4 protein-coding genes, 1 tRNA gene and 1 CRISPR repeat array are annotated in these 7,392 nt (G+C 68.6%); of the genes, 1 reads left to right on the top strand and 4 read right to left on the bottom strand.

Annotated elements, in window-relative coordinates; translation table 11 throughout:
• Nucleotides 1-185: 185 nt before the first annotated feature.
• A complete protein-coding gene (locus E4O86_RS02665; protein ID WP_205520648.1) occupies nucleotides 186-539 on the bottom strand; it encodes a hypothetical protein in 354 nt (117 codons plus the stop codon).
• A gap of 265 nt (nucleotides 540-804) precedes the next feature.
• Between E4O86_RS02665 and E4O86_RS02660 the strand changes: the two genes are divergently transcribed.
• Nucleotides 805-894, top strand: a tRNA-Ser gene (locus tag E4O86_RS02660).
• A gap of 372 nt (nucleotides 895-1,266) precedes the next feature.
• Nucleotides 1,267-4,095: direct repeats of the CRISPR family, unit length 37 nt; unit sequence GCTTCAATGAGGCCCGGGCTGATGGCCCGGGAAAGAC.
• 248 nt (nucleotides 4,096-4,343) lie between these two features.
• Here E4O86_RS02660 and E4O86_RS02655 read toward each other — a convergent pair.
• The 3 genes from E4O86_RS02655 to csb2 all read right to left on the bottom strand — a co-directional run bounded on the left by E4O86_RS02655 (nucleotide 4,344) and on the right by csb2 (nucleotide 7,390).
• Nucleotides 4,344-4,562, bottom strand: a complete 219-nt coding sequence (locus E4O86_RS02655; RefSeq protein ID WP_246206128.1) for a CRISPR-associated endonuclease Cas2 — start codon at nucleotides 4,560-4,562, stop codon at nucleotides 4,344-4,346.
• Nucleotides 4,562-5,128, bottom strand: a complete 567-nt coding sequence (locus tag E4O86_RS23115; RefSeq protein ID WP_205520651.1) for a CRISPR-associated protein Cas4 — start codon at nucleotides 5,126-5,128, stop codon at nucleotides 4,562-4,564. Before E4O86_RS23115 ends, E4O86_RS02655 begins: the two co-directional genes overlap by 1 nt.
• Before the next feature lie 69 nt (nucleotides 5,129-5,197).
• A complete protein-coding gene (csb2, locus tag E4O86_RS02645; RefSeq protein ID WP_161138972.1) occupies nucleotides 5,198-7,390 on the bottom strand; it encodes a type I-G CRISPR-associated protein Csb2 in 2,193 nt (730 codons plus the stop codon).
• Nucleotides 7,391-7,392 lie beyond the last annotated feature (2 nt).

The following is a 7,392-nucleotide window of genomic DNA, read 5'->3' as shown; positions in this document are numbered from 1 at the left end:
CGCGGCCGCAGCCGCGGCCCGGGCAGGGGTGACGGTCGGTCCGCCTGGCGGCCGGCGCGCCGCCGCCGCGGATCCGGGGCAGCTCACGCCGGTGCCGGCAAGCCGGCAATAGCCGCCGGCCGGGCTCGGGATCTGCATCTTCCTGGCCGGTCCGTCGAACAGGAACGTCGCAGTCTCCTCCGGGATCAGACGTAGAGCTCGTCCTCTTCCGCGACGCCGCGGCGCCGGCGCGGGCGGCCGAGGCGAAGCAGGAGCGCGCCGAGGAGGACGAAGACGAGCCATGCGGGCGCGGACAGGATCCAGGCCGTGATCGCCTGCCAGAGCCAGGGCGCCCCGAGCCTGACCGCAACCGCCTCCTGGGCCGCCGCGAGGCTCTCCGGCGCCACCTCGAACCAGACCTGGCCGAGCGGCGTGGCGACGAGGGCCGAGGCGGCGATCGCCTTGGCGGCGTCGACGACCGCCGCGACGAGCGCTGCGGCCACAAGCCAGACGCCGATCAGGCGGGCGATGAAGCGGACCATCGCCGGGAGATAGTGCACCGGCCGCGGGCACGCAATTCACCTGCCGGCTTACCCTGTCGAACGGACGCCGCCCCCCGTGACCTTCACGCGGCGCGGGTGTTCCCGATCGCGCGAAGGAGAAGGAGGCGTTCCCGATCGCGCGAGGTGAAGGCGGTGTTCCCGATCGCGCGGAGGAGAAGCGCGACCCCGGCCGTCCCCCAGGCGGGGACAAGCGTGCTCCTGCCTTGCGAAGCGGCGGATCGGACGATACATGAGCGCCACGCCGCGGCTCGGGCCGCCGGCCGGAGGGGTGGCCGAGTGGTCGAAGGCGCACGCCTGGAACGCGTGTATACGGGAAACCGTATCGAGGGTTCGAATCCCTCTCCCTCCGCCACTTTCCCTCGCGAAAGCGTTCTCCCCATCCGGCTGCGCCCGGATTTTCCCGTTGTTTTCGAGGGTTATGCGGGAGTGGCCGAGCACTGGCCTCGGCGCCAGGAGGCCCGAGAGCATTCTCTCCGGGCCGATATTCTCCTGACCTCGTGCCTTGGCTGCTTCTGTACCACTCTCGCAAGCCAGTGGTATTCGGCACTTTTTCTCATCCACAGCGCGTTAATTCGTTGCATCGAATCTCGCTTATCCGAGCGGGCCTGGGCCCGAACTTTGGGCAGAATGTACCTTGCGGCGCCGACAAGCTTGCAGTGGGCCCCGGCTGGTTGCCCGGGAAACACGTGGTCGGCTGCCACTCCTGCGGATAGCCGAGCTCGAAGCTTCAATGAGGCCCGGGCCGATGGCCCGGGAAACAGAAACTCGTTGCGAAGCAGCACCTCGAGCGTGACGGCGCTTCAATGAGGCCCGGGCCGATGGCCCGGGAAAGACAAGCCCGCATCTTCCCGGAGAGCGCCTATCTCGCGCTGCTTCAATGAGGCCCGGGCCGATGGCCCGGGAAAGACGCGACGTGCTCATGCGCTCTCCAGCGCGGCGTGCCGGCTTCAATGAGGCCCGGGCTGATGGCCCGGGAAAGACGGCGGCACCTCGCGCATCTGCGCGTAGGACGTGACCTCGCTTCAATGAGGCCCGGGCTGATGGCCCGGCGAAAGGGTCGCCCTGCCGTTGTCCGGTCCACAATGCGAGCATGCTTCAATGAGGCCCGGGCCGATGGCCCGGGAAAGACCTCGTTGTTACGCACGGCACTGAACGTCAGGACGTCGCTTCTATGAGGCCCGGGCCGATGGCCCGGGAAAGACACCTATCCGCAGGCGAACCTCGTCATCTCGACGAACCGGCTTCAATGAGGCCCGGGCCGATGGCCCGGGAAAGACAGTACACGCCGGTCACCGTGGCCGCCACCGACGGCAGCGCTTCAATGAGGCCCGGGCTGAGGGCCCGGGAAAGACGCGGAGCTCGAGGCGGAGGCGGCTCGTCGTGGCGTCGAGGTGCTTCAATGAGGCCCGGGCTGATGGCCCGGGAAAGACGCGAGACGGGATCGGGCTGGCCACGCTTATCCTGAAGCTTCAATGAGGCCCGGGCTGATGGCCCGGGAAAGACCACTCGCTCCTGAAGCGTGCCACAGAGCGCGGCTGGAGGCTTCAATGAGGCCCGGGCTGATGGCCCGGGAAAGACCGCGAGGGCTACGGCCAGATCCACCGGCGGATCGGCAAGCTTCAATGAGGCCCGGGCTGATGGCCCGGGAAAGACAAGGTGCTCGGGCTCTCGCCGCAATCCGGGGCGACGACGCTTCAATGAGGCCCGGGCCGATGGCCGGGGAAAGACGCGCAGGATTCGGGTTGCGGGCGACCGCGAATGCCATGCTTCAATGAGGCCCGGGCTGATGGCCCGGGAAAGACCCGGAAGCCCGCCGAAGAACGGAATGCCGGCCCTGAAGCTTCAATGAGGCCCGGGCTGATGGCCCGGGAAAGACCGCGGGTTCTGCGAGAAGGCCTGCACCGCCGCCTTGTAGCTTCAATGAGGCCCGGGCTGATGGCCCGGGAAAGACACGCCAAGTTGTTCACGCCGCCGTCAATGATGACGCCGTAGCTTCAATGAGGCCCGGGCTGATTGCCCGGGAAAGACCACGTCCTCGAGGCCGCGCGCAAGGGGCAGGCCTTCATCGTGCTTCAATGAGGCCCGGGCTGATGGCCCGGGAAAGACGCATCATTCTTGGCAAGGGCGTCCGCCTCGTGCGCGTCACGCCGCAGCTTCAATGAGGCCCGGGCTGATGGCCCGGGAAAGACATGCCGGTGAGCACGATGCCGCCGTACTCGATCATCTGCTCGCTTCAATGAGGCCCGGGCTGATGGCCCGGGAAAGACGAGACGTCCGCGCAGATGTACGTGCCGTTCAAGCCTGGCTTCAATGAGGCCCGGGCTGATGGCGGGGGAAAGACCAGGCAGGCCAATCTTCCGCTCGCCGAGGGGCTGATGCTTCAATGAGGCCCGGGCTGATGGCCCGGGAAAGACCCGAAATGCGCCGGCGCCCACTCGCCCCATTGCGTGAAGCTTCAATGAGGCCCGGGCCGATGGCCCGGGAAAGACGTACCACACGACAGCGCTCTATGCGGTCCGCAAGGTCGCTTCAATGAGGCCCGGGCTGATGGCCCGGGAAAGACAAGGACGGCGAGGACGGCATCACCTTCCGCTTCGCGCTGCTTCAATGAGGCCCGGGCTGATGGCCCGGGAAAGACTACCTGGACGACGTCGAGGGTTTTGCTGCGCGCTATGCGCGCGGCTTCAATGAGGCCCGGGCTGATGGCCCGGGAAAGACCGGACCGGAATCCCATCCGCCGCGACATGGCGATCGGCGCGCTTCAATGAGGCCCGGGCTGATGGCCCGGGAAGGACCGCCGGCATCGTGTCGGCTGGCGCCCAGCTGGCGGTCCAGTCGCTTCAATGAGGCCCGGGCTGATGGCCCGGGAAAGACGACCTCGCCGGAATTCCTGTTGATCGAGGCCTCCCCGGTGCTTCAATGAGGCCCGGGCTGATGGCCCGGGAAAGACTCGACTCGCCTCCGAACAGCCCGGTCACGATCAGGCTGCTTCAATGAGGCCCGGGCTGATGGCCCGGGAAAGACCAATGGCTGGGATTTTCGCATCCCGGTCGTGCCGATGCTTCAATGAGGCCCGGGCTGATGGCCCGGGAAAGACAAGCCGGCCAGCTTCTCGGTCGAGCTGACCTACGAGCTTCAATGAGGCCCGGGCTGATGGCCCGGGAAAGACTCCCCCAATAGACGCACACTGCACCATCCAAATCGGAGCATCCTTCAATGAGGCCCGGGCCGATGGCCCGGGAAAGACGCCGCTCGCCCGAAGCTGCGGCCGGCCACCTTCCCCCCGCTTCAATGAGGCCCGGGCCGATGGCCCGGGAAAGACGCAGGTACTTTCCCCTGTTCGCGCGCATGGCGTTGCGCATGCTTCAATGAGCCCCGGGCTGATGGCCCGGGAAAGACGAGCAGCGTGTCCGCGATCTCGGCGCCGAGCGTACCGGTGCTTCAATGAGGCCCGGGCTGATGGCCCGGGAAAGACCCGAAGAGCCCGAGCAGGCCGGGGATGTTGACGGTCCAGTCGCTTCAATGAGGCCCGGGCTGATGGCCCGGGAAAGACCCCCGCCGGAAATTCTGACGCAGGCGGACAAGCTTAGGGCTGCCATGCGAGCACTGGCAAATGCCGGCACCCGAAGCATGCCCACCTCGCCCGATTCCTTCGGCAATGTCAAAGAGCGCAGAGCAGAAACAACAACTTGGCAGGCTGCGAGCGCTGCCGGCAAAGACGCAATCACCATACCCCTCGATTGCCCTCGCAGGTTAGCCGTTGCGGCCATTCACAGCAACCGCGGGTGGAGTCGATTTGTCTCAGATTACCACCGCCCGGCGCTCGATCGCCTGGAAGGTCTTGCCGAGGCTCTCGACGGCGAGCTCGACGTCCTCGGCCGGGCCGAGATCAAGGATGACGACGTGATCCGCCGCAGGATCGATCGTCCGCTCGAGCGCAGCCGCCATCTCGACCCGCCGCCCGCCCTCCAGCCGGCAGTGGAAGATCGAGAGCTGCAGCCACCGTCCGTAGCCCTTCATTAGCTTGAATACCCGCCGCCAGCGCTTCGGATCCGAGATGTCGTAGGCAACAACATAAGCATGCTCTGCATTCGACCGGCGCGGCAGCATCGCTCACCTCGGCACGTCGTGTGGATAGACGGGACTTTCTCCAAGGAGGAAACGGGCGAGAAGCCGAGGAGCGCCGCCATTCGTACCGCCCAGTATTCTGCTGCGGCGGATGAGAAGCGCCGCCTCGCCTTCGCCCGCGAACTGATTTCTGCCACGCCCTCGGCAACATGCGGGCGCCTGCCGGCCTTGACGTCGACCGGCGTGACGGCGCCGTCCTCCGTCTCCACGATGTCGATTTCGGCGGTCAGGCCCAGCCGCTCGGCGGAGAGCAGCAGCCGTCGTGTTTTCAGGCTCTTCTCGTTCTCCAGCGCGTCCGGTGCGGGAAGCGCGGGGGCGCGTCCGGTTTCGCTAGCGCGGTGCGCCCGCCGGCCGGTGGCGGTATCGGCGTTTCCGGTCCACTCGCCATAGCCCCACTCCAGAACGGCGAGACGCGGGCAGTATACCCACTCGTTCACCATCCGCGCCGGCACCAGCATTTCGTCCGCCGCCGCCGGCGGCGCGACAAGGGCAGCTCGGTCTGGCTCTCGGACGTGGCGCTCCCCCCTTTACGTCCTCTCCCGTTCACCGACGAACAGGCCGCCGCCCTTGTGCAGCGTGCGGCCGAGCAGCACCGGTCCGGCAACTGCGCGGGCGAATCTCAGGCCGGCACGCACGGACAAGCCGCCGCGTGGACCGGGCTCGATCTCCAGCGCGAGAATGTCGGGACGCGGCAGGCCGCGGCGGGCGGCCTCGGCGCGGATGTCGTCGATGATTGCGGCTTCGTGGTCGCGCTTGGCGTGCCGCGTCGGCTGGTATGCGGTGACACTCCGCCAGATCCGCGCCGGAGCGAACAGCGGGTCCTCATCGGCGATCGCGACCGGGAGAAGCTCCAGCGCGCCGAGGCGGCCAGCGCGCAGCAGGGAAAGGCCGACGAGCGCCCGTTCCAGTTGCCGGAGCTGGCTTCTATCCTCCCCGCTCGGGCAAGTGCGGCCGACGAGGTGCGGCGGGATGACGAGCAGGCGACGGCCTTCCGGATCGACGGCGAAGGCGAGATGACGATGGGTGCCGTCGCGCAGCGGCTCACCGTCTGGGGCATGTCCCGTGAACCATGCCGGCAGCTCGCGGTTGCCGATCTCGTCGCGTACGCGCGCCATGACGGCACGGCGCAGCGCGCAGGCGAGCGCCGCAGCATCCCTGGCGTCGAACGCGCGGGGCAGCGCGAAGGCGTAGGCGCCGGGCGGCCGCTCGGCAGGGCGCATCAGACCGAGACCGCAGAACCGGCCGTCGCCCAGGATGAGCGGACCTTTGACCGTTGCGGCGAAACCGAGCTCGACATGCCATAGGGCGGTCTTCGAAAACCGTGTGCCCTCGGCGAAGGCCTCCGCCCACGCGCCCTGTGCGGCGAAGGGCTCGCGCTGAACGCGGATCGAAAGCGACCGCTCCCCGATCCCGGCCTGGCGAAGCGCCGTCAACACAGCCGCTGCGGCGGCATAATCCTCGCGCAGCCGCTCGACGCCGGGCTTAGGCTCGCGACGGGCAGGGTCAATGCGCCGACGCCCGGCGGGGAGCGCCAGCGGGGTCTCGGAGCGCCAGAGCCGGTCGGCCCGACAGTAGCGGTCGAGCATCGACCGGTCTTCGGCCTCGATCAATATTGGCGCGCCCGCCTCAGCGTCGGGTTCGCGCACCAGCGGCGACAAGCCGGAGAACGCCCAGGCGATATCGCGCCAGTCCAGCGGACAGTGGGCCGGGATCTCGATGGCGACACGGCGGATGGCGCGGTCGACATGGGCCCGCAGCGTCGGAAGTGCGAAGACGCGGACGCGCCGCTGCAGGTCGGCGGCTCCGGCGCCGCGCCCGACGAGGAAGCGCTCGATCTCTCCCTCTCTCGCCGGAAGAGCCGGTTTCAGCCGGCCGGCCGCCAGCTCGATCAGGTGCCGAACCAGCTGGCCGGCCCGGGCGGGGGGGACAGCGTGGAAACGCCCGTCCGGCCAGCGGAGATCGAAAAGCAGCTGCCGCGGCGGCGCGTCGTAGCGGACCTGCCGGAAACGCGGCTTCGGCGGGTTCGTGAAGCTTGTCCGCGCGCTGCGCCCCGTTCCGACCTGGCGAAAGCGACCGAGGAAGGCGGCGTGCCGCGCCTCGAGGCTGGCAAGGCTGCCACGCTCCGGCACGGCGACCCCCTCGGGTCCGGCGGCCCCCGGCCGGAGCGCGCGCCCGTCATGCTCGGCGATCAGCGCTTCCGCCTCGGCGGACGAAATCAGCGCCGCCTCGGCCCAGGCCGGGTCGATGCCGCGCCCGAGCTGGTAGAGCCCAAGAGCGATGGCGGGCAGCCGCGCGCGCTCCGGCTCGTCGGTGACATCCAACCAGAGATAGACAAGCGGGCGTTCGGCGTTGAACAACCAGGGACGGACGGTCTTGCCGGCCCTGATGGTGCTGGCCGCGATCGCCCACCCATCCTTGCGCCTGATGTAGCCGGCCGGGTTGCCGGCAACCGTCTCGATGTCCGGCACCGCGTCGAGGTCATTGTTCGGGACGTATGTGTTGAAACCCTGACCGGGCGTCGCCGGCGGCGCCAGGACAACCGGCGGGTCCTGGAGCTCCAGCCATGCGAGCGCCTCGCGGTTCGCCTCCGCGAGTCGGCCCCCTGCTGCGACACCTGCGACCAACGCCTGATACAGGCGCGCCGGCGCCGGCGGCCAACCGCCCGAACCGTGATACCGGCCCTCGTGAAACCGGACGCGGATGACGAGCGCGCCGGCCACGG

This window comes from Propylenella binzhouense (genome assembly GCF_009866965.1).
GTDB classification, from domain to species: Bacteria; Pseudomonadota; Alphaproteobacteria; order Rhizobiales; family Afifellaceae; genus Propylenella; species Propylenella binzhouense.
Note: the sequence above shows the minus strand (reverse complement) of the source record. Positions and strands in the feature narration are given on the sequence as shown.